Origin of the sequence: Sphingomonas sp. dw_22, from assembly GCF_018449795.1 — a bacterium.
Lineage (GTDB): Bacteria > Pseudomonadota > Alphaproteobacteria > Sphingomonadales > Sphingomonadaceae > Sphingomonas.
Map to the genome: position 1 here is coordinate 19,813 of NZ_JAAVVE010000041.1, position 20,603 is coordinate 40,415.

General features: G+C 66.9%; 21 protein-coding genes. 9 read left to right on the forward strand and 12 right to left on the reverse strand.

The window, feature by feature from the left end:
• Positions 1–45: 45 nt before the first annotated feature.
• From hisI to HB724_RS16010, 4 genes are all read left to right on the forward strand, one after another.
• Positions 46–408, forward strand: coding sequence for a phosphoribosyl-AMP cyclohydrolase (gene hisI / locus HB724_RS15995; protein WP_213981944.1), 363 nt, complete (start codon positions 46–48; stop codon positions 406–408).
• Positions 405–899: a hypothetical protein gene (locus HB724_RS16000; protein WP_213981945.1), complete on the forward strand. Its 495-nt coding sequence runs from the start codon at positions 405–407 to the stop codon at positions 897–899. Before hisI ends, HB724_RS16000 begins: the two co-directional genes overlap by 4 nt.
• Positions 900–1,057: 158 nt before the next feature.
• The gene (locus HB724_RS16005; RefSeq protein ID WP_213981946.1) at positions 1,058–1,486 is read left to right on the forward strand and encodes a MerR family DNA-binding transcriptional regulator; all 429 of its coding nucleotides are present in this window, start codon (positions 1,058–1,060) and stop codon (positions 1,484–1,486) included.
• Between the two features lie 10 nt (positions 1,487–1,496).
• Complete coding sequence (locus HB724_RS16010; RefSeq protein WP_213981947.1) at positions 1,497–3,299, forward strand: acyl-CoA dehydrogenase C-terminal domain-containing protein; 1,803 nt, start codon at positions 1,497–1,499, stop codon at positions 3,297–3,299.
• Positions 3,300–3,314: 15 nt separating this feature from the next.
• On the opposite strand, the gene HB724_RS16015 is transcribed toward HB724_RS16010, so the two are convergent.
• The 7 genes from HB724_RS16015 to HB724_RS16045 form a co-directional block, all read right to left on the reverse strand.
• Positions 3,315–4,691, reverse strand: a complete 1,377-nt coding sequence (locus tag HB724_RS16015; protein WP_213981948.1) for a cell wall hydrolase — start codon at positions 4,689–4,691, stop codon at positions 3,315–3,317.
• A 165-nt stretch (positions 4,692–4,856) separates the two neighbouring features.
• The gene (gene cysK, locus HB724_RS16020) at positions 4,857–5,777 is read right to left on the reverse strand and encodes a cysteine synthase A (protein ID WP_213981949.1); all 921 of its coding nucleotides are present in this window, start codon (positions 5,775–5,777) and stop codon (positions 4,857–4,859) included.
• Complete coding sequence (locus HB724_RS16025) at positions 5,774–7,096, reverse strand: MFS transporter (RefSeq protein ID WP_213981950.1); 1,323 nt, start codon at positions 7,094–7,096, stop codon at positions 5,774–5,776. The genes cysK and HB724_RS16025 overlap by 4 nt, the downstream gene beginning before the upstream one ends.
• Positions 7,097–7,162: 66 nt before the next feature.
• The gene (locus HB724_RS16030; RefSeq protein WP_213981951.1) at positions 7,163–8,536 is read right to left on the reverse strand and encodes an MFS transporter; all 1,374 of its coding nucleotides are present in this window, start codon (positions 8,534–8,536) and stop codon (positions 7,163–7,165) included.
• A 421-nt stretch (positions 8,537–8,957) separates the two neighbouring features.
• Positions 8,958–9,596 (reverse strand): Bax inhibitor-1/YccA family protein, encoded by a 639-nt coding sequence (locus HB724_RS16035; RefSeq protein WP_213981962.1) that lies wholly within the window; start codon positions 9,594–9,596, stop codon positions 8,958–8,960.
• Positions 9,597–9,686: 90 nt separating this feature from the next.
• Positions 9,687–9,908: a YdcH family protein gene (locus HB724_RS16040; RefSeq protein WP_213981952.1), complete on the reverse strand. Its 222-nt coding sequence runs from the start codon at positions 9,906–9,908 to the stop codon at positions 9,687–9,689.
• A gap of 262 nt (positions 9,909–10,170) precedes the next feature.
• Entirely contained in the window at positions 10,171–10,695 is a 525-nt protein-coding gene (locus tag HB724_RS16045) for a glycine zipper 2TM domain-containing protein (RefSeq protein WP_213981953.1), read from the reverse strand.
• A 206-nt stretch (positions 10,696–10,901) separates the two neighbouring features.
• Here HB724_RS16045 and HB724_RS16050 point away from each other — a divergent pair, with 206 nt between their 5' ends.
• Positions 10,902–11,261, forward strand: a complete 360-nt coding sequence (locus HB724_RS16050; RefSeq protein ID WP_213981954.1) for a WYL domain-containing protein — start codon at positions 10,902–10,904, stop codon at positions 11,259–11,261.
• Between the two features lie 503 nt (positions 11,262–11,764).
• Here HB724_RS16050 and HB724_RS16055 read toward each other — a convergent pair.
• Positions 11,765–11,911, reverse strand: coding sequence for a type II toxin-antitoxin system prevent-host-death family antitoxin (locus HB724_RS16055; RefSeq protein WP_213981955.1), 147 nt, complete (start codon positions 11,909–11,911; stop codon positions 11,765–11,767).
• 763 nt (positions 11,912–12,674) lie between these two features.
• The gene (locus HB724_RS16060) at positions 12,675–14,984 is read right to left on the reverse strand and encodes a UvrD-helicase domain-containing protein (RefSeq protein ID WP_213981956.1); all 2,310 of its coding nucleotides are present in this window, start codon (positions 14,982–14,984) and stop codon (positions 12,675–12,677) included.
• A gap of 87 nt (positions 14,985–15,071) precedes the next feature.
• Between HB724_RS16060 and HB724_RS16065 the strand changes: the two genes are divergently transcribed.
• Complete coding sequence (locus HB724_RS16065) at positions 15,072–15,266, forward strand: hypothetical protein (RefSeq protein WP_213981957.1); 195 nt, start codon at positions 15,072–15,074, stop codon at positions 15,264–15,266.
• A 61-nt stretch (positions 15,267–15,327) separates the two neighbouring features.
• Positions 15,328–16,968, forward strand: coding sequence for an inorganic phosphate transporter (locus HB724_RS16070; protein ID WP_256731563.1), 1,641 nt, complete (start codon positions 15,328–15,330; stop codon positions 16,966–16,968).
• A gap of 28 nt (positions 16,969–16,996) precedes the next feature.
• Here the strand turns inward: HB724_RS16070 and HB724_RS16075 are convergent, their stop codons facing one another.
• Positions 16,997–17,176 (reverse strand): hypothetical protein, encoded by a 180-nt coding sequence (locus HB724_RS16075; RefSeq protein ID WP_213981958.1) that lies wholly within the window; start codon positions 17,174–17,176, stop codon positions 16,997–16,999.
• Positions 17,177–17,260: 84 nt separating this feature from the next.
• Positions 17,261–17,425: a hypothetical protein gene (locus HB724_RS16080; RefSeq protein ID WP_213981959.1), complete on the reverse strand. Its 165-nt coding sequence runs from the start codon at positions 17,423–17,425 to the stop codon at positions 17,261–17,263.
• A gap of 147 nt (positions 17,426–17,572) precedes the next feature.
• Between HB724_RS16080 and HB724_RS16085 the strand changes: the two genes are divergently transcribed.
• Together HB724_RS16085 and HB724_RS16090 are read left to right on the forward strand one after the other, a co-directional pair.
• Complete coding sequence (locus tag HB724_RS16085; RefSeq protein ID WP_346344744.1) at positions 17,573–18,838, forward strand: MFS transporter; 1,266 nt, start codon at positions 17,573–17,575, stop codon at positions 18,836–18,838.
• A gap of 61 nt (positions 18,839–18,899) precedes the next feature.
• Positions 18,900–20,054 carry an aspartyl protease family protein gene (locus HB724_RS16090; RefSeq protein ID WP_213981960.1) on the forward strand — a complete coding sequence of 385 codons (1,155 nt, stop codon included), beginning with the start codon at positions 18,900–18,902 and terminating at the stop codon, positions 20,052–20,054.
• On the opposite strand, the gene rsmD is transcribed toward HB724_RS16090, so the two are convergent.
• Positions 20,051–20,590: a 16S rRNA (guanine(966)-N(2))-methyltransferase RsmD gene (rsmD, locus tag HB724_RS16095; RefSeq protein WP_213981965.1), complete on the reverse strand. Its 540-nt coding sequence runs from the start codon at positions 20,588–20,590 to the stop codon at positions 20,051–20,053. The genes HB724_RS16090 and rsmD overlap by 4 nt on opposite strands.
• Positions 20,591–20,603: the final 13 nt, after the last annotated feature.

A 20,603-nucleotide genomic window follows, 5' to 3' on the forward strand; every position in this document is an offset into this window, starting at 1 on the left:
TTCGGCCGGGGTGACGGAAGGGGGCGGGCCAGCTAAACCCACCAGGTGACCAACGAACGCGAAGCGGGCACCACGCTCGATCCGAAATATGACGCCGCCGGCCTGATAACGGCGGTCGCGACCGATGCCGCCAGCGGCGAGGTGCTGATGCTCGCCCATATGAACGCCGAGGCGCTGGCCGCCACGCTGGAGACCGGCGAGGCCACCTTCTGGTCGCGCAGCCGCGGGCGGCTGTGGAAGAAGGGCGAGACCTCCGGCCATATCCTGCGCGTCGTCGAGGCGCGGATCGATTGCGACCAGGACGCGGTGTGGCTCCGCGTCGAGCCGCACGGCCCGGCCTGCCACACTGGCGAGCGGAGCTGCTTCTATCGGCGCATCGAAGGCGGCAAGCTGGTGCGCGAGGCGTGAGAGCGGCGCTGGCGCTCGCGCTGCTGCTGGCGGGGTGCTCCGGCAATCAGCCCCGCGAGAACGCCGCGCAGCCCCAGGATCTGGAGAGCGCCGCGATCGAACGCGGACTGGTCCGCGATCCGAAGGATACCGGGATCGTCGGCCTCTATGCCCGCGACACCGATCGGATCTGCATCGTGCCCGCCGGGGACGGATACCGGATCGGCGCCTATGTCGATTATGGCGAGCGCATCACCTGCAGCGGCGCGGGCAGCGTGACCAGGGTGGGGGAGGTGCTCCACATCCGGCTGGGCGACAAGGATGCGTGCAGCTTTGATGCGCGTTTCGACGGCGACCATATCCGCTTTCCCGGCGCCCTTCCCGAAGGATGCACGGCCTTCTGCGCGCGGCGAGCCTCCTATGCGGGCCTGGAAGTCTCGCGGCTGAGCGAGTCGACCGCCGAGGCCAGGGCGATGCGCGACGCGGCCGGCCGGCGCCTGTGCGGCGAGTGATCTGCATGCCGCTGGCAAAATAGGATTTGCCGCGCGATGGTCCGGCCATGCGAGCGTCCGACACGACCCGTCATCTCACGCGTGGAACCCATGACTTTTGTGACTTTAGGCACGCGCACCACGTTGACGTTCACGTAAAGGTAAAGTAGGAAAAGCGCATGACCGCTACCGCCTTTCCGATCGAGGCCCTGGCGCCGATCGAGCCGCGCCCCGACCGCGATGCCTTTTCCATTTCCGATCTCTGCGCCGAGTTCAGCGTGACGCCCCGTGCGCTGCGCTTCTACGAGGACGAGGGGCTGATCGCCCCCGAGCGTCGTGGCACAGCGCGCATCTATTCCCACCGCGATCGTGCCCGGCTCGCCTGGATCCTGCGCGGCAAGCGGGTCGGCTTCAGCCTGGGCGAGATCAAGGAGATGATCGATCTCTACGATGTCGGCGACGGCCGCCGCGTCCAGCGCCAGGTGACGCTCGAGCGCTGTCTCGATCGCATCCGGCTGCTCGAAAACCAGAAGCACGATATCGACGCCCATATCGCCGAGCTCCAGCAATTCGTCGGACTGCTAAAGAGCAGCGACTCCGAACACTGAGGAACCTGAAATGCCGCAATATACGCCGCCCGTGCGCGACACGCGCTTCGTCCTCGATCGCGTGATCGGGCTGGACCGCTATGCCAATCTGCCCGGCTTCCAGAATGCCACGCCCGATGTGGTCGATGCGGTGCTGGAGGAGGGCGGCCGCTTCGTCTCCGAGGTGCTGTTCCCGCTCAACCATTCGGGCGACCAGCAGGGCTGCACCCGGCACGACGACGGCAGCGTGACCACGCCCGACGGCTTCAAGGAAGCCTACAACCAGTTCGTCGAGAGCGGCTGGGGCACGCTCAGCGCGCCGGCGGAATTCGGCGGGCAGGAAATGCCGCACATCGTCTCCACCGCGTTCCAGGAATATATGATATCCTCGAACATGGCCTTCGCCATGTATCCCGGTCTCACGCACGGCGCGATCGCCGCGCTGCTGGTCAAGGGATCGCAGGAGCAGAAGGACAAGTACGTCCCGAAAATGATCTCGGGCGAATGGGGCGGGACGATGAACCTGACCGAGCCCCAATGCGGCACCGATCTCGGCCTGATCCGCACCCGTGCCGAGCCGCAGGCGGACGGGTCTTACTCGATCACCGGCACCAAGATCTTCATCTCGTCGGGCGAGCATGACCTGACGAGCAACATCATCCATCTCGTCCTCGCCAAGACGCCCGGCGCGCCGGAGAGCACCAAGGGCATCTCGCTGTTCGTGGTGCCGAAGTTCCTGGTGAACGAGGACGGTTCGCTGGGTGAGCGCAACGCGGTTTCGTGCGGCTCGATCGAGCACAAGATGGGCATCCACGCCAATTCGACCTGCGTCATGAACTATGACGGCGCCAGGGGATGGCTGGTCGGCGAGGAGATGAAGGGCCTCGCGGCGATGTTCATCATGATGAACGCGGCCCGGCTCGGCGTCGGCCTGCAGGGTCTCGGCATCGCCGAGGTCGCGCTCCAGAACGCCGTCCAATATGCGCAGGACCGCCGCCAGGGCCGCGCGCTCACTGGCCCGGCCGAGCCGCAGGAAAAGGCCGATACGCTGTTCGTCCATCCCGACGTGCGCCGCATGCTGATGGAGGCCAAGGCGCAGTCCGAAGGGCTCCGTGCGCTCTGCCTCTGGGGCGCGCTCCAGGTCGATCTCGAAACCGGCGCCGCATCGGAGGAGGAGCGCCAGCTCGCCGCCGATCTGGTCGGGCTGCTCACCCCGGTCATCAAGGGCGTGGGCACCGATATCGGCTATAAGATCGCCACCGACGCGCAGCAGGTCTATGGCGGCCATGGCTACATCGCCGAATGGGGCATGGAACAATATGTCCGCGATGCCCGCATCTCGATGATCTATGAGGGCACCAACGGCATCCAGGCGATGGACCTGGTCGGCCGCAAGCTGGCGATGAACGGCGGCCGCGCGGTCCAGGCGTTCTTCAAGGTCGTGACCGAGGAAGTCGCCGCCGCCAAGGCGGACGATAAGCTCAAGGGCTTTGCCGAGGCGCTGGAGAAGGCGCTCGGTCATCTCCAGGGCGCGACGATGTGGCTGGCGGCGAACGGCTTCCAGAACCCCAACCATGTCGGCGCGGGCGCTTATCCGTACATGCAACTCACCGGCACGGTCGCGCTCGGTCTGATGTGGCTGCGCATGGCCAAGGCGGCGGTCGATGCGCTGGCCGAGGGCGCCGAGGACGCGAAGTTCTTCGAGGCCAAGCTGGTGACGGCGCGCTTCTATGCCGAGCGCTTCCTGCCCGATGCCGGATCGCTCCGCCGCAAGATCGAGGCGGGCAGCGATGCCGCGATGGCGCTGGACCCGGAGATGTTCCGCGCGGCCTGAACGCCGCGCACCGGTTCAGTTCTTGGGAGAAGGCGTGAGGGTCGGCGACGGCCTGGGTGCCGGCAGCGTGAGGTTAACGGGCGGCTTGGCGATCGCCGGTGCGGGATCGCCCTTGCGGCGCACCCCGCTCAGGCCGGCCGGCCCCTCCTTGGCCTCGGGTGTTGGAGAAGGGCTAGGTGCCGGCATCGGCTCCGGCGCACCAAAGGCGATGCGCCGCATGCACTGGACCGGGCTAGGCCGCTTGAACTGGTCGCAGTTCCACAGCGCCTTGGCATAGGCGGCGCTGTCGTCGCGCAGGTAGCTGAACGACATCGCCGCCGCCTGTTCGCCGCTCGGCGGCAGCTTGGGCGGCTTCTTCGAAGCGTCGGACCAGGCCATGAACTTGCAATAGGGCCGCTCGCCGCAGGTCTTGATCGCAAGCGCCGGGAAATTGTCCGGCACGATGCCCTTGGGCAGGACGATCAGGAACACGTTCGGGTCGCCCGCCACCGATGCGGGGATCGCACTGTCGGGGATGGCGGCCAGATTGACCTCCAGCCCGGCCAAGTCACCGACTGCGATTGCGGGCGCGGGCGCCGCCCCGTCGCCGACATGCGAGGGCGACAGCCGCGCCATCAGCGGAACGTTCGGCTCGACGCCGGCATAGCCGCGGTTGAACGCCGGCGGCGTGCCCCACCAGCCGGCCCAGCGGAAGAAGAGATGGGTATGGACCTCGGTGATCTTGTCGAGGCTGGCGCTCCAATAGGGCACCACCCAATCGGTATGGTAGTGCGTCGCGTGGCCCACCGGGCGGAACACGGTGCCGCTCAGCGCCATCCGCGCCACTTGCCGGGCGCGCGTCCAGGCCGCTTCCGTGGGCGTGTAGCGCAATATCGCGCCGTCGCAGGTGAAGGTGAACTGGCAACCGGTGCTGCGCTCTGCCCCCTGGAACACGACGCCGCAGACCGTCTTGGGGAAGGCGGGGTGGCGCATCCGGTTGAGGATGACCTGCGCCACCGCACGCTGGCCGAGGCTATCGTCCCCGGCCTCGTAATAGACCGCCGCGGCGAGGCAATCGATCGCCCGAGCCTGGCTGTCCGCCGCGCCGGACAGATGGAAGGCCCGTGCCGCCGGATTGGGCGCGAGCGAGAAGGGGATCGAATCGTTGATCGCCCGGGCATCGTCGGGGCTCAGCGCCTGGAGCTCGACCGGCTCGACCGGCGGCAGCTCCTGCTGGGGCACGACGCGCTTGGAGAGCACCACCGGCGGGCGCTTATGGGCGACGATGTGCGGCGCGTTCGAGACCAGCAGGACCGGCACGACGATCGCCGCCAGCGCGATGACGCCCAGCAGCAGCCGCAATAGCGGGCTGACGCTCGGATTGCGCCGCACGGTCGCTTCGAGGGTTCCCATCAGCATGGCTTTCGCGACGCGCGGCTCAGCCTTGCCGCGACGCGGGCAGAAGGCGGAAAGAGGCAGTACGGCGAAAGGGCAAGATTTGCTCCATGGACAGGGTCGCCGCCCATAACGCAGATCTCACCAACTGGGAACCATCGGGCCGCGGCACGGCCCCGGTGCTCAGCTCTCCGGCAGGAAATCGGGAACGCTGAGATAGCGCTCGCCGGTGTCGTAGTTGAAGCCGAGCACGCGGCTGCCCTGGGGCAGCTCGGGGAGCTTCTGCTGGATCGCGGCCAGAGTCGCACCGGAGCTGATGCCGACCAGCAGCCCCTCCTCGCGCGCGGCGCGGCGGGCGAATTCCTTGGCGACCCCGGCATCGACCTTGATGACGCCGTCGATCGCATCGGTATGCAGGTTGCGCGGCACGAAGCCGGCGCCGATGCCCTGGATCGGATGCGGACCCGGCTGGCCGCCCGAGATCACCGGCGAAAGCTCGGGCTCGACGGCATAGACCTTGAGGTTCGGCCAGCTCTTCTTGAGCGTCTCGGCGACGCCGGTGATGTGGCCGCCGGTGCCGACGCCGGTGATGACCACGTCGATCGGCGTATCCGCGAAGTCGTTCAGGATTTCCTGCGCCGTGGTGCGGGCGTGGACGTCGACATTCGCGGGGTTCTCGAACTGCTGCGGCATCCAGGCGCCGGGCGTGGTCTCGACCAGCTCCATCGCCCGCTCGATCGCGCCCTTCATGCCCTTTTCGCGGGGCGTGAGGTCGAAGGTCGCGCCATAGGCGAGCATCAGGCGGCGGCGCTCGAGCGACATGCTTTCGGGCATCACCAGGATCAGCTTGTAGCCCTTCACCGCCGCGACCATCGCCAGGCCGACGCCGGTGTTGCCGCTGGTCGGCTCGATGATCGTGCCGCCGGGCTTGAGGTCGCCCGAGGCCTCGGCCGCCTCGATCATCGCCAGCGCGATGCGGTCCTTGATCGAGCCGCCGGGGTTCGAGCGCTCGGACTTGATCCAGACCTCGGCACCCGGGAACAGCTTCTGGACGCGGATATGCGGCGTGTTGCCGATCGTTTCGAGGATCGTGTTGGCCTTCATGTCGTCATCTCCTTGGGAGGAATCTCAAGATTGGCCGGTGGATCGAACGTGCGAGCCCGCCTCAGCTCGGGGAATAGCTTGGCCCATATCACCGTGACAAGCACCGCGCCCACGCCGCCGCCGACGACTGCGGCCACCGGCCCGATCAGCGCGGCGAGGAAACCCGATTCGGCCTCGCCCAGCTCGTTCGACCCCGAGACGAACAGCGTCGACACCGCGCCGACCCGGCCGCGCATCTCGTCCGGCGTATAGAGCTGGATCAGCGACTGGCGGACATAGACCGACACCATGTCGGCCGCGCCGAGCACGAACAGGGCGACCAGCGAAAGGAGCACCGCCGGCGCGAAGTCGCTACCCACCGCGCCGGGGCCGAGCGCGGGCAGCAGCAGCGGCGCGGACAGGCCGAACACCACTGTCGCCACGCCGAAGATGCCGACCGCCGTCAGCATCTTCTTGCCGACCTCGGTCCTGAGCGGGCGCCAGGAGAAGAAGATCGCGGTGACGACCGCGCCCAGCGCCGGCGCCGCGCGGAGATGGCCCAGCCCCGCCGAGCCGACCAGGAGGATGTCGCGGGCATAGACCGGCAGCATCGCCGTCGCCCCGCCGAGCAGCACGGCGAACAGGTCGAGCGAGATCGCACCCAGCACCAGCCGGTTGCCCCGGACATAATGGAGCCCGTCGATCATCTGCGCCCAGGGGCTGCCCACGAACTTGCGGGCGGGACGCGGCACCGGCGAGATCAGCATGAGCATCAGCAGCGAGAGCAGGAACAGTCCGCTTGCGACGGCATAAGCGAGCCAGTCCGCGGCGGCATAGAGATAGCCGCCCATCGCCGGGCCGATCACCGTGCCCGCCTGCCAGGCGAGCGAGCTGAGCGCGATCGCGGTCGGCAGGATCGCCTTGGGCACCAGGTTCGGCGCCAGCGCGCCGAGCGCGGGGCTGGCGAAGGCGCGGGCGACGCCGAGCAGCGCGGCGATGCCGAACAGCGAGGTCAGGCCGATCGTGTGGCTATAGGTCAGCCAGGCGAGGCTCAGCGCGCAGAACGCCTCGAGCGACACCGAGGCACGGGCGATCCAGCGCCGGTCGATACGATCGGCGACCCAGCCGGCGAACAGCGACAGGACAAGCAGCGGCAGGAACTGGGCGACGCCGATCAGGCCGAGCTGGAACGACGCCTCCTTCACGCTCATCGTCTTGCGGGCGAGATCATAGACCTGCCACCCAATGACGATGACCATCGCCATCTGCCCCAAAGTGGCGGCGAGGCGAGCGACCCAATAAGCTCTGAAATTGGGGACGGCGAACGGATGCGAAGCCATGGCCGGCCTCTTGGCGCGCCGGGGCCGCCAGCGCAACGGTCGATTGTCCCGGTCTATACGAAAGCGTTAGCGCACCTGGGCCGGCTGGACCTGCTCGGTCTCCTCGCGGCGCGGGTTGCGGATTGCGGGGTTGAGGCGGGCAAGGCTGCACGCCCCGGCGACCAGCGCCAGTCCGGCGGCGACCAGTGGCGGGACCGAGCCCGAACCGATGCCGAGCGCCAGCAGCGCCGCGACCAATGTGGCGCCCACGGTCTGTCCCACCATCCGCGTCGTCGAGATGAGACCGCCCGCCGCGGCGGCACGGTCGATCGGGGCCGAACCGATGATGAGGCGGGCATTGGGCGAAAGGAACATGCCAAAGCCCGCGCCGGTGAGCGACATGCGCCAGGCGATGTCGATCCAGCTCGGGTGGACGGGCAGAAAGGCGAGCAGCACCAGCCCGGTGACGGCGATCGCCATGCCGATGCCGCCCAGCGCACCGGCGGGGTAGCGATCCGAGAGCGAGCCCGCGATCGGCGCCACGAACATCGTCGTGAGCGGCCACGGGGCGATTACCGCGCCGACCTCGGACGGAGCGAAGCCGTAGCTGTGCTGGAGGCGGAAGGGGAGCGAGAGCAGCAGCGTCATCGTCGCGATGAAGGCAGTGAAGGCGCCGATCGTGGACAGCGCCAGCACGGGCCGGCCGAGCAGGTCGACCGGCAGGATCGGCTTCGGCTCGTGGCGCTCGCGGCGCACGAAGATCAGGCCGATGAACGCGCCCGCCACGACAATCGCGGCGGAGACCACCGGGCTGTCCCCATGGACGCCGCTTTCGAGACCGCCGATCACCAGCCCGAACATCGCCGCGCAGAGCAAGGCGCCGAGTATGTCGAACGGCGCGCTGCTGCGCGGCGTATCGGGCAGTGCGCGGCCGAGCGCCAGGCTCAGCACCGCAAAGGGAACCGCCGAGGCGAAGACCCAGGGCCAGGGTCCGAGGCCCAGCACCAGCCCGCCCAGCGTCGGTGCCAGCGCGGCGGCGCTCGACACCACCACCGAATTGAGGCCGAGGCCGCGCCCCAGATGCTGGGGCGGATAGACCTGGCGGATCAGCGCCGAGGAAACGCTGAGCGCCGCCGCGGCGCCCACTGCCTGTGCCGCCCGGACGATCAGCAGGAAGGGCAGGCTCTGGGCGAAGAAGCAGAGGATCGTGGCGATGGTGAAGACGATCTGGCCGCCCTGATAGAGCCGCTTGAGGCCGATCCGGTCTCCCAGCCCCGAAAAGGGCAGGAGCATCATCACCAGCACGAGCTGATAGACGGTCACCACCGCCACCGCCGCCGAGGAATCGACGTGCAGGTCACGGGCAATGGTGGGCAGGGCCACGGTGGCGATCGCGCCGTCGATCACCACCAAAGCGGTTCCGAACGAAATGGCGGCGATCGCACGGAGGCGGCGGGGCATGGGAAGGCCTTCGGTCACGAAGCGCTCATCGCTCGAACCGGCCCGCAGTTCCACCCCAAAGGAACCTGATCGCCGTCGGCTGGTTCGTATGTCCTGGAAATCAATCGGTTAGGAGAAAATCGAAATGGGCAAGGGTATCCTGTTGTGGCTGCTGGGGATTCCGATCCCGATCATCATCCTGCTGCTGTTGTTCTGGCACTAGGGACGGGTGCGCGGTGAAGTTGCCTGGTTCCTTCGTCACCCCGGCGGAAGTGCCGGGGTGACGGATAAGGGCCGGGCCGGTTGACCAAGTTGACTCGACTCGAGCGTCTTTCCACGCGGTTTGCCCGCACGTTTCCGGAATGCCGACGATGAGAAAGAGCCGGTCCTTCGCTCTGCTCTCAAATCCTATTTTGCAAGGCCGACGATCGCCACCGCCGGCTCATTCCTCGCGCTGGCCGATCAGTTGCAGCAGGAGCTGGAACAGGTTGATGAGGTTCAGATAGAGCGACAGCGCGCCCATGATCGCGAGCTTCTCGGTCCCCTGGGTTCCGGCATAGGCGAGATACTCGCTCTTCAGCCGCTGCGTGTCCCAGGCGGTGAGGCCGGTGAAGACCAGCACGCCGGCGACCGAGATCGCCGTCTGGAGCAGGCTCGATCCGATGAACAGATTGACCAGGCTCACCGCGATCACGGCGAACAGGCCGATCATCAGGAAGGTCGAGAAGCGCGAGAGATCGGTCTTGGTGGTGTAGCCCCACAGGCTCAGGCCCAGGAACAGCGCCGCCGCCGCGAAGAAGGCCGTGGCGATGCTGAGATCGGTGAAGACCAGGAAGATGCTGGCCATCGACACGCCCATCACCGCCGCGAAGGCGAAGAAGGCGGTCCGCGCGCCGGCGACGGTCATGCGATCGATGCGGAAGGTGAAGAAGAACACGAAGGCGAGCGGCGCCAGCATCGCCACCCATTTGAGCGGGGTGCCGAAGATCGGGCCGTAGAGCGCCGGCGTGCTCGCCACGAGCAGGGCGACCAGGCCGGTGAGGCCCAGGCCGAGCGCCATGGTGCGATAGATGCCGAGCATGTAGCGGCGCAGCCCCTCATGGAGCGCGGCGCCCTGGGCTTGGGACGACGGGACGCGATAGGATGCGGGTTCGAACAAGGCGGGTCTCCTTCAGATCCGGGCGGGACGGGCGCGGCCCAGCGCCAGGCGGGCGACGCTGCGCATCTCGGCGGCGTCGGGGAAATAGCGGAACAGCCGGTCCTTGATGGCCAGCCGCTCCTTCTTGAGCCGGTTCAGGCGGAGCTGGTCCGGCATGCGGCGGGCGAGCTCGCGCCGTATCTCGCGATTCAGGACGCGGTGGGCGGCGATCAGCCGCTCGATCAGGGTATTCATAAGCCTCTTTCCATCGATGTTGCATCGATCGAGCGGCTCGGCGGGGAGGGGCGGTTAGGGGGAAGGGCCACCGTCCTGCACCGAGCACGCTCGATGCGGTCCGACATCACGAGGGCTTGCTGTAAGCCCTCGCCAGAGGGGCCCGGTCCGCTCTTCGAGGATAGGGCGGGGGCAGGCGGGGTTCAAGGCGCCGCTTGTAACGAAATGTTGCTGTGGAAGCGATCGGGGTGCCGCCTTTTTCGGGTGGCACCCCGGGGGTTGGTTACTGGCAGGTGACCTGCTGGTTGTTGCGATCGACCGAGCTGCCGATCGCCGCGCCCGCGATCGCGCCGAGCAGCGTGCCGACGGTGCGCGAATGGCGGTTCGAGATGGCGTTGCCGAACAGGCCGCCCGCGGCGCCGCCGACGATCAGGCCGGTCGTGCCGTCGTTGCGGCGGCAATAATAGCGGCCGTCCTGCCCGCGATAGACGCGGTCCTCGGCGCCGAGCACGCGCTGGGGGCCGGGGCGATAATAGCGGGACGCATCGTAATCTCCCTCGTCGCGCTCGTCGTCATAGCCCGGGCGGGGCGGCGGGCCGTAATCGGCGCGGCTGGCGCGGAACTGGCGATAGCGCTCGATCGCGTTCTGGAACGCCTCATATTCGGCATCGAAGCGGCGCTGGGCCGCGTCGAACCGGGCCTCCTCGTCCTGCGGCCCCGCATAGCGCGTCGCGGTCTGCGCCGCGGCGGGGGCGGCGATGGCGAGGCAGCTCGCGGCCAGCGCCGCAAAGCCCATGACGTGTTTCATTGTCGTGCTCTCCTTCAGGTGCAGCCGGTACGGCTAGAGGCTGCGAAACGTTCCGGCAACATGCGTGAAGGGCGGCTGAATGACGGCCCCGGGCGAGCGAAAATCCTGCATCCAGGCCGGCGCGGGGCCGTGCAATGGACATCGCATAGTGGGTTAATCGGATTTCAGGCTTGCTGCATCGCAGCATCTTGCCCATAATTGTCTGTATGAAACTGAGCCTCGAACCCGATCCTGCGCCCGCGCCCGTGAACAACACGCCGACCGTGCTTGAGGGAATCGTGCGCCAGCGCTGCCTGTCCGCCACCTATAACCGCACGCGGATGATCCTGGCCCCGCACATTCTCTACACCCGCCACGGCGCGCTCTATGTCGACGGCGTGGTCGTCTCGCGCGAGGGCATGCTGCCGCGCGAGGAGAAGGTGGGAACGTTCAAGCTCGACGGGCTGAAGGATCTGACGGTGCTGGAGCGGGCGTTCGAGATCAGCACGCTGTACGATGCGGGGCTGGAGAAATACCAGGGCGAGACGCTGATGGCGGTGGAGCCGGGGGCGGCTGCGGCGAGCTGAAGGCAGGCGAGCTTGGCGAAATTGACTAAGTTCCTGGTAATGCGATTCATCTCGTAGGTTTCTTCCGAGGCAGTTCGGCGGTGTGGCGAGCGCGGCCAGCGCCATGCGGAAGTCCGGGCGGCGGATCGTGCCGATCTGCTTGCCGCGATAATAGCGCGGGATGGTGATGCCGTTAATCGCGTGGTCCATCGCTGCTCGAAGAGGTTGTCATAGCCCATCTGAAGCGCGCAGTCCCAAGCCGCGGCGAGGACTTCCGCGCCGGGGCGATCACGCAGCGCATCGGCGCGGCGGACTGCTTGCCCATCCCCATTGCACGGACGGCATGGGTGACGCTGCCGATGACGGCGAGCGCATGGATTAAGTCGCGCTGCCGGCGCGGCGTCCAGCTGTCATAGCGGGCAGACGCTGTGGGGACGGATGGGAAGGTGAGGGGACTCGCGCATCTGCGAGCGTATTTCAGGCGAAATCCTATTTTGGAAGGGCCGGTTCCCGGCCAAGGTTTCTCAGGTGGCAGAAGGTGTCGCGGGGATCAGCCGTGCCACGAGCTTTCCATTGCGCGTCAGGCCAATAACCTCTCCCGCTTCTACGCGATCAAGAAGCGTATCGAGCATCGCCGCTGCCTGATCGACTTCATAGAGCGCGATGCGCACCGTGCAGATCTCCCATCATCTTTGGAATAGAACTATGTTGTCGAGTTAAATGCACCCTTGAGCGGCTCGTTCCACCTTCCTATCCATACCAAGCATCGGTCCGGACTTTTTGTGCATCGTGATTGCCGATCCCGTGCCTCGCTCGTCAACATCAAGTACTATCACGGCATCTGACGTTTCGCCAAACGTAAATGCCGTTCCGGAAACTTTCGGTTGCGTGGACCAATATAGAGACTTGCTACCAGAGAGAGCCTCCGAAATACACCCAGACACCTGCTTCTCACTTTTTGGAGATTCCAGGATCAACGATGCAGGTTTTGCTCGCAACTCGCCGCTTGAAGCACAACTGCCAAGCACGAAGAGAAGAGCCATATTGAGAGCTTGGGCCAACTTCCCTTTACGCATCATTTTGTCCCTTCCATGCATTGCAATTTTGAAACGGTTCCATCGCCCGAAGCGGAGCTTTCACCGTGCTACCTGCTGCGGAAGATCCTTCAAACATGCACCGGCCCGAGCGTTGAACGATAATGCGCCGACGGCCCTCAGGATAGGGTTTGTTTGACCAAACCCAATGCCCATATGCGCAGTCCCGACAGTTTTCTGGAGGATAAGTTGGCATCCGCGAAACTCAAATAGCAGTGGTGAGCGCTGGGTATTTTCTTTGACAAGTCAATTCTTAGAGAATTTTCGAAAATACCGCAAATCGTTGACAGTCTTCCTTTAACGTTTTTCGTCCAGACTGCGCAAAAAAGTCGGGCTGTCTTCAGTCCAGGCTCACGAAACTGTCCATCACCCGCTTGCGCCCGGCGGTCTCGAAATCGATCTCCAGCTTGTTGCCTTCGATCTCGGCGATCAGGCCATAGCCGAACTTCTGGTGGAAGACGCGCATCCCCAGCGACAGGTCGCTGCGGGGCTTGGCGCCGAAGCTCACCGCCGAGGCGCGGCTTTCCAATACGCGCGCGGGTTCGCGAGTGAAGGTGCGGGGGGTGAAGCCGCCGCCGGGGTTCTTGGGGTCCACGCCCGCCGCGCGCTGCCAGCCAGGGCCTCGGCCGGTGCCGCGGCCGACATCGGCGAAGGGATCGGCGCGCTCCGACCAGTTGGCACGCCACAGGCTCTCGCCGCCGGACATGGTGCTTTCCTGCTCGGTGTGCTCGCCCGGCAGCTCGGCGATGAATCGTGAGGGCAGGCTCGACGTCCACTGGCCGTAGATGCGGCGATTGGCCGCATGGAGGATGGTCGCGCTGCGCCGGGCGCGGGTGATCGCGACATAGGCGAGGCGGCGTTCCTCCTCCAGCGACGCCAGGCCGCCCTCGTCGAGCGCGCGCTGCGAGGGGAAGATGCCTTCCTCCCAGCCCGCCAGGAACACGGTGTCGAACTCCAGGCCCTTGGCGGCGTGGATCGTCATGATCGTGACCTTGGGCTCCTCGGCATTGTTCTCATTGTCCATGACGAGGCTGACATGCTCGAGGAACGCGGTGAGGGACTCATATTCCTCCATCGCGCGGACGAGTTCGTTGAGGTTTTCGAGGCGGCCGGCGGCCTCTGCCGTGCGATCGGCCTGCCACATGGCGGTGTAGCCGGACTCGTCGAGGATGATGCGGGCCAGCTCGGGATGGGGGAGGGTGTCACCCATGCTCCGCCAGCGGGCGATGTCGCCGATCAGATTGCCTAGGCTGCGGCGGGCCTGGGGCGTCAGTTCGTCGCTGTCGAGGATGCGGGCGGCGGCGGTGGCGAGGGGGATGCCGGCCGCACGGGCATATTGGTGGACCTTCGCCAGCGCCTTGTCGCCCAGGCCGCGCTTGGGCGTGTTGACGATACGCTCGAAGGCGAGGTCGTCGGCGGGCTGCGCGACGATGCGCAGATAGGCGAGCGCGTCGCGGATCTCCTGCCGCTCGTAGAAGCGGAAGCCGCCGATGATGCGATAGGGCAGGCCGATCGCGATGAAGCGGTCCTCGAACTCGCGGGTCTGGTGCTGGGCGCGAACCAGGATGGCCGTGGCATCCAGCGAGAGCCCGCCGCGCTGGAGGCCCTCGATCTCCTCGCCCACGCGGCGCGCTTCCTCGGGGCCGTCCCAGACGCCAAGCACCTTGACCTTCTCGCCGACATCCTTCTCGGTCCACAAGGTCTTGCCGAGGCGGCCGCCATTATTGGCGATCACGCCCGACGCGGCGCCGAGGATGTGCGGGGTGGAGCGGTAATTCTGCTCCAGGCGGATCACCTTGGCGCCGGGGAAGTCCTTTTCGAACTTGAGGATGTTCTCCACCTGTGCGCCGCGCCACGAATAGATCGACTGGTCGTCGTCGCCCACGCAGCAGATGTTCTTGCGCTCCTGCGCGAGCAGGCGGAGCCAGAGATACTGGACGGCGTTGGTGTCCTGATACTCGTCGACCAATATGTAGCGGAAGCGCTGCTGATAGGATGCCAGCACCTCGCGATTGGTCTTGAGGATCGTGAGCATGTGGAGGAGCAGGTCGCCGAAATCGCAGGCGTTCAGCGTGCGCAGGCGATCCTGATATTGCGCGTAGAGCTTTTGGCCTTGGCCGTTCGCGTAGAGCTCCGACTCGCCAGCGTCGATGTCCGCGGGGATGAGGCCGCGGTTCTTCCAGCCGTCGATCAGCCCGCCCAGCTGGCGGGCGGGCCAGCGCTTCTCATCCAGGTCGGCGGCGGTGATGAGCTGCTTGAGCAGGCGGAGTTGATCGTCGGTGTCGAGGATCGTGAAATTGGATTGCAGGCCGACCAGCTCGGCATGGCGGCGGAGCATCCGGGCGCCGATCGCGTGGAAGGTGCCGAGCCACGGCATCCCCTCCACCGCATCGCCGACGAGTCGGCCGACGCGCTCCCGCATCTCGCGCGCGGCCTTGTTGGTGAAGGTGACGGCGAGCAGCTCGGACGGATAGGCCTTCCGCGTCCAGAGCAGGTGCGCGAGGCGCGCGGTGAGCGCAGCGGTCTTGCCGGTGCCAGCTCCCGCCAGGACGAGCACGGGGCCTTCGGTGGTGAGCACGGCTTCGCGCTGAGGGGCGTTCAGGCCCGCAAGATAGGGGGCGTCTTCAGGAGTGGGCGCGGGGAGACTCATCGGCGAACAGGTAGGGAACGCGAGCGCCGGGAGCAAGTTGCTTGCGCGCCCCGACACGGCTAGTCGGGCTGGTGAAGGAGCAAGGCGATGCAGTTGCGCAGCAGAAGGGTTCGGATCGCGGTCGTGCTGGCGCTCGCCATATTCGCGGCATTCCTCGCCTGGCGGACCAGCCAGCCCTCGGCGCGCAAGCCGGCCTGCGTGCCGGGGCGCCACGAGGAGAAGGATGCGAGCGGGAAGGTGGTGAAGATTACCCACACGACCTGCACGCCTTCGACGCTTTAGACGGCTTTGTAACGCAATTGTCATCATGCTGTCACAGGTCGGGGCCAGAGGCCCAAACATCATGGCCACACTCGCAATGGACCAAGCCCCGGCGGCTGAACTGCCCCGGAGCCCGCGATTCGACTATAACACGCATCCGCTAGCCAAGCTGCTGTTCGCCGCCATCGTGGTGGGCGGAATGGCCTTTGCCGGCTGGAGCGTGCTGACCGACACGCGGGGGGTCGGCGAGGAGCTGGCGCTGGGCGTGTTCGCCTTTCTGGGGCTGGCGCTGCTGATCGCGCTCGGCTTCGAGTTCGTGAACGGCTTCCATGATACCGCCAATGCGGTGGCCACCGTGATCTACACCAATTCGATGCCCGCCCATCTGGCGGTGGTGTGGTCCGGCTTCTTCAATTTCCTGGGCGTGATGGTCTCGAGCGGGGCAGTCGCCTATTCGATCATCACGCTGCTGCCGGTGGACCTGATCCTCAACGTCGGCTCCTCGGCAGGATTCGCGATGATCTTCGCGCTGCTGCTCGCGGCGGTGCTGTGGAACCTCGGCACCTGGTATGTCGGGCTGCCCAACAGCTCGAGCCACACGCTGATCGGTTCGGTGCTGGGCGTGGGCTTCGCCAACCAGCTCATCTCGGCCGGTTCGCGCGGCGGCACCGCGGGCGTCGACTGGAGCCAGGCGACCAAGATCCTCACGGGTCTCTGGATGGCGCCGCTGATCGGCTTCGGCGCGGCGCTGCTGCTCCTGCTCGTCATGCGGATGCTGCTGCGCAACCCCAAGCTCTACAAGGCGCCGATGGACAGCGCGCCGCCGCCCAGGGGCATCCGCGCGCTGCTGATCTTCACCTGCACCGCGGTCTCGTTCAGCCATGGCTCGAACGACGGGCAGAAGGGCATGGGGCTCATCATGCTGATCCTGATCGGCTGCGCCCCCACCGCCTATGCGCTGAACCGCACGCTGCCGGCGAGCGCGACGCCCGCCTTCGTCCAGACCGCGAACATGGCCAATGCGGCCTTCGATGCGCGCAGCGGCGGCCTGGCGATCGCGCCGGAGCAGGCGCGCGGCGTGCTGACCAATGCGCTCCAGCAGCGCAAGGCCGAGGGGCCGCAGGTGTTCGCGGCGCTCGACAGCCTCTCCAAGGATCTGACCCAGCGCGTGGCGAGCTATGGCTCGCTGAGCAAGGTGCCGGCCGAGGCGACCTCGAACGTGCGCAACGACATGTATCTGGTGCTCGACACCACCAGGCTCGCGATCAAGAAGCCCGAGGGCTATCAGCCCGCCGAGCTGAAGGCGCTGAAGGACTATCAGACGGACCTCGAGGCCGGCACGCGCTTCATCCCGATCTGGGTGAAGATCGTCGTCGCGCTGGCGCTGGGGCTGGGCACGATGATCGGCTGGAAGCGGATCGTCATCACGGTGGGCGAGAAGATCGGCAAGCAGCACATGACCTATGGCATGGGCGCATCGGCCGAGCTGGTGGCGGCGGGCACGATCCTGGCCGCCGACCACTTCGGGCTGCCGGTCTCGACCACGCATATCCTGTCCTCCGGCGTGGCCGGCGCCTCGGTGGCGAGCGGGTCGGGGCTCCAGGCGCGCACGGTGCGCAACCTGGCGCTGGCCTGGCTGCTGACGCTGCCGGCGGCGATGCTGCTCTCGGGCGGTCTCTACTGGCTGATGCTGACCGCGGTGAAGGCGTTCGGGCTGCACTGAGACGCGAACTGCCGGATTTCGGCGCCGTTCAGGCCAGTTGGACGAGCGCGGCGACGACCGCGATTATCGTGACCGCGCCGAGGATGAGGTTGAGCGGCTTCTGCGCGCCCAGCCAGTCGACGGCGGCCAACCACCAGCGCTTCAGGCGCGGCTGGGCAGGCCGGCCGTGGCGCGGGATGAGAAGATGATGGCGATGAGGGTCTATCATCCCGCCGATATGGTCCGGGCCGCCGTAAGGATTCGAGAGGGAAGGCGCCCGGTGGCGTGAGGATTCCGTAATGGTTCCGGGGCGCTACAGATCGTGCTCCACCAGGCGCAGGCTGTGCCTGAGGCCGTGGGTGTCGGCGTGGAGATCGGCCTTCACATGATCCACCGGATTCACGAACGCGACCAGCAGGCCGGCGAGCAGCGCGAACACGATGGCGAACAATAGGCGCCGTGCTGTCGGTCCGAGCATCGTCCGTCTCCCTCATGGCGGCGCTGTGTCGTGATCCTTTGATAGCCGCGCGCAACTGTCCTGCGGATGAACGGACTGGACCTTTTCCGACAATAGGAGAAGGAGAGCCGCTGCCCCGCGCCATCGGGGAGAGGGAGAGGGGAAACCGTGACCGTCCATACCGCACCAGCCGCATCGCATCGCCGCATCCTGTTCGCCAGCCTGGTCGGCACCTCGGTCGAGTTCTACGATTTCTATATCTACGCGACTGCCGCGGCACTCGTGTTCGGGCCGCTGTTCTTCCCGGCGCAGGAGCCGTGGCTGCAGCAGGTGGGCGCCTATGCCAGCTTCTCGGTCGCCTTCTTCGCGCGGCCGCTGGGCGGGCTGGTCTTCGGGCATTTCGGGGACCGGCTGGGGCGCAAGTCGACGCTCGTCGCCTCGCTGATGCTGATGGGGCTTTCCACCGTGCTGATCGCCTTCCTGCCGACCTATGCGATGATCGGCTGGGTCGCGCCGCTGCTGCTGTGCCTGCTGCGCTTCGGCCAGGGACTGGGGCTGGGCGGCGAATGGGGCGGGGCGAGCCTGCTCGCGGTGGAGAATGCCCCGCCGGGCTGGGCGAACCGCTATGGCAGCTTCCCGCCGATGGGGGCGCCGGTGGGCTTCATCTTCGCCAACGGCTTCTATCTGGTGCTGGGGGCGCTGCTCTCCGACGCGCAGTTCCGCGACTGGGGCTGGCGGGCGCCGTTCCTGGCGAGCGCGGTGCTGGTCGGGCTGGGGCTGTGGGTGCGCCTCAAGCTCACCGAGACGCCCGAGTTCGTCGCGGCGGGCGAGAAGGCCCCGCCGCCGGCCGTCCCGATCGGCGAGCTGCTGCGCGAGCATCCGCTCCAGACGCTGGCGGGAACGATGGGGACGATCGCCTGCTTCGCGCTCTTCTACATCTCGACGCTGTTCGTGATCGGATACGGCACCAAGGCGCTGCATTACGACCGCGAGACCTTCCTGGCGCTGGAGCTGGTCGCGATCCTGTTCATGGCCGGCGGCATCGCGACCGCCGGCATCTGGGCCGATCGGGCGAGCGCGGGGAAGATGCTGGTGCGCGGCTGCATCGTCACGATCCCGGTGGGGCTGACGATGGCGACCCTGCTGGTGCCCGGATCGCTGCCGAGCGTGTTCGCCTGGCTGGCCTTCGCGCTGTTCACGATGGGCTTCGTCTATGGGCCGCTGGGGGCATGGCTGCCGAGCCTGTTTCCGGCGCGGGTGCGCTATACCGGCGTGTCGGTGACGTTCAACATCGGCGGGATCATCGGCGGCGGGCTGACCCCGCTGATCGCCGAGACCTTGGTGAAGCAGGGCGGGCTCGCCTGGGTGGGCTATTACCTGTCCGGCGCGGCGCTGCTGAGCCTGGTGGGACTGGCGCTGGTGCGGAGGAAATAGCGTCTTTATCCGGTAATCTGGTTTGCCTAAAGTTTTCCTCTTGTTCACCGGGAAGGGCGGCATGATCGACAGGCGCAATCTGCTGGGCAGCGGCCTCGCCCTGGCTGCCGCGACGGGATTTCCACGCCGGGCTTTCGCGGACGCGGACCCGCCCGTGACCAATCCAATTCTGGTCGACAAGGGCCGGGTGTGGATCAGCGCGACGCTGAATGGCAAGGGCCCCTATCCATTCATCGTAGATACCGGCGCGGTGCTGAGCATCATCGATATAGACTTCGCCAAGAAGGCTGGCCTCTCGGCGACGACGGGAAGACCGATAGCAGGGGTGGGCGGCAAAGTGGCCTACCATAGCTGGTATATCGCCAAGGAAGTGCGGCTGACCAGCGGCATACGCTTCCAGAACACGCTGTTCGCTGGCATCGCCAAGCGCTTGAGCGCCGAAGCGGTGGGAACCTTCGGCGCGGGGCTGTTCACCACCTATGACAGCGACTTCGACTTCGCGAAGGGGGAGTGGCGCGCCTGGATCGACGGGCGGCCGAATTTCGACGGATTGACGCGCCTGCCGTCGCGCTTCCTGCGGGAGAGAGGGGGCCAGCGTCTCGTTGTGGAGGCATCGATCGACGATTTCGCGGGCGATTTCCTGATCGACACCGGTGCGCCGGGCTTGAGCCTGACCGGGCGCGCAGCCGATAAGAGTGGGCTGTGGGACAGCGACAAGCCCTATGCGCCGACACGTGCCCAGGGAATCGGCGACGGCGACGGCATCCCCGCGCGGATCTATCGCGCCGGGCGGCTGAAAATGGGGCGGTTCGTTTTCGAGAACTCGCTGGTGAAGCTGAACGAGCCGGGCACGCGCTCAGTCGGTTGGCAGGACGGCATCATCGGCCTCTCCACCCTATCCTTGCTCAATCTCAGCACCGACGTCTCGGAAGGGGCGCTCTACGCCACGCCCAACGGCCGCGCGGAGCCGAAGCTGGGCTATCCGCTCTCCGGCCTGTGGATCGACGAGGCGAAGGGACATGTGGTCGTCTCCGATGTCGGCATCGGCAGCCCCGCGGCGCAGGCCGGCGTGCGGAAAGGCGACGTGCTGCGGGGCGGCGACCTGCAGGCGATGATCCGCGCGATTACGGGCGGTCCGGGCAAGGAGGTGTCGCTCAAGATCGAGCGCGGCGGCGCCCAGCAGGACATGCGCTATACGCTGAAGCCCTGGTTCTAGCCCGCGCGCAGCAGCGTAAGCCGGGCCTTGCCGTGGACGCGGGTGACGTCCGCGGTGAAGCCGGCGACCTCGACCGTTTCGTCCTTCGCGGTTTCGATGCTGATCCAGGTGGCCGGCCCCGTCCAGCCGAGGCGCCCGAGCTTGTCGAGCGCCACCGCGCCGGCGCCGGTGCCATAGGGCGGGTCCATCAGGATCAGGTCGAGCGGCTTGGGGGCCGGACCCAGTGCCAGAGCGGAGGTCGCGCGGACTTCGGCACCGATGGCGCCCAGCTTTGCGATATTGGCCCGGAGCGCATCGAGCGCGGCGCGATCCTGCTCGACGAACAGGCAGGAGGCGGCGCCGCGCGACAGCGCCTCCAGCCCCAGCGCGCCCGAACCGGCGAAGAGATCGGCGACCGCCAGCTCCTCGAAGCTGCCGATGCGGCTGGTGAGCATCGAGAACAGTGCCTCGCGCGTGCGATCGGCGGTGGGGCGCGTGGTGTCGCCCTTCGGCGCCACCAGCGGGCGGCCGCGCCAGGTGCCGGCGATGATGCGCATTATTTCCGCGTCC